The organism is Caloramator quimbayensis (assembly GCF_900167605.1).
GTDB lineage: Bacteria > Bacillota > Clostridia > Clostridiales > Caloramatoraceae > Caloramator_B > Caloramator_B quimbayensis.
In genome coordinates this window covers 1-1,229 of sequence record NZ_FUYH01000066.1, presented here as the reverse complement: position 1 = coordinate 1,229, position 1,229 = coordinate 1, and the positions used below count along the sequence as shown (strand labels likewise).

Genomic DNA, 1,229 nt, shown 5'->3' with positions numbered 1-1,229 from the left:
ACCTCAAAATAGGGAGGGGGTGCAAGTTATTATATAAAATTTAATCAAATCAAGGGGTTAAGGTAAAAGTTTAACTAAAAGCTTTTACAAAACCTTAAATAGGGAGGAGGTGTAAATATGTTTTGGAAGCAGTTTCTTATTATATTCGCTTTAACTGCAATATCTTTAGTTATATTTTATTATATAAGAGCTACTATTTTAGTGAAATATAAAATTAATAAAAATTATTTTCTTGCAATACTCATAATTTTATTCATACTTCCATTGTTATTCTCAAAGCAATATGCATCACAGCAATGGATTTCATATATACAAGTTTTACTTGTATCCTTAACGTTTCTTTCATACATGGAGATTGCAAGAATAAATAAGGCTGAAAAAAACAAACCTGTAATCGGAAGACCAAAGGCAAAACCATCGAGAATTAAAGATAAGGAATCAAAATAGACTTCTTTTTATAGAAGTCTTTTCCACTATATTGACGTAATTTAATTATTGTGATAATATATTATTGTTCTTGCCGAAGTGGTGGAACTGGCAGACGCGCCGGTCTCAAAATCTACTTCGTGCTTTCACCCTTCGGTGTGTGCAAACCCTGATAATACGGGGTTCTTGAAAACAAAATAATTGTTTTGGTTTTAATATCCCTTCTAAATGTCCCTCCTAATTCTAAAGGTGGGTCAGGGAGAGGAAAATTAAAATAAACTTGCCGAAGTGGCGGAATTGGCAGACGCGGCGGTCTCAAAAACCGTTGGGTACTCCCCATGCCGGTTCGAGTCCGGCCTTCGGCACCATAGAAACCAATAGCTCTTAAAAACGCTGGCAGGCAGATTTGAGAGCTTTTTTCTTTTCTTGAGGTGCATTCATACTTGCCTTTCGCCTCCTTGCCGCATTGGCGTTCCTCCCGCTTAAGTGGGATATACGTCGATAATTGCATTGGCCGAAGCAACCTTCGAACTGAAATCCAGGTGGGTGTAGATATTCGATGTTGTAGAAATATCGCTGTGCCCCAACCATTCCTGAATCTCTTTCAGGCTGACTCCGTTGGCGTATAATAAGCTGGCGCAACTGTGTCGAAGGTCATGGAAACGTATTTTCTTCAGATTGTGGTTTTTTAAGACGATTGCAAAGTGCTGTTATTGTCAATAAAAATTCGGTTTTTTCCAAAGTTAGTTGAAATTAAGTAATAATACCTTTTGCTTAAGAAGTTCAAAACTGCAACGACCATA

Annotated in this window: 1 protein-coding gene, 1 tRNA gene and 1 pseudogene; 2 read left to right on the top strand and 1 reads right to left on the bottom strand. The window is 36.9% G+C overall.

From position 1 onward, the window contains the following. The first annotated feature begins 117 nt into the window (after positions 1–117). Together B5D15_RS15205 and B5D15_RS15200 are read left to right on the top strand one after the other, a co-directional pair. Positions 118–447, top strand: a complete 330-nt coding sequence (locus tag B5D15_RS15205; protein WP_078697935.1) for a hypothetical protein — start codon at positions 118–120, stop codon at positions 445–447. Between the two features lie 261 nt (positions 448–708). Then, positions 709–794, top strand: a tRNA-Leu gene (locus tag B5D15_RS15200). 114 nt (positions 795–908) lie between these two features. Here the strand turns inward: B5D15_RS15200 and B5D15_RS15195 are convergent. After that, a pseudogene (locus B5D15_RS15195) lies at positions 909–1,136 on the bottom strand (site-specific integrase); the annotation flags it as partial. Positions 1,137–1,229: the final 93 nt, after the last annotated feature.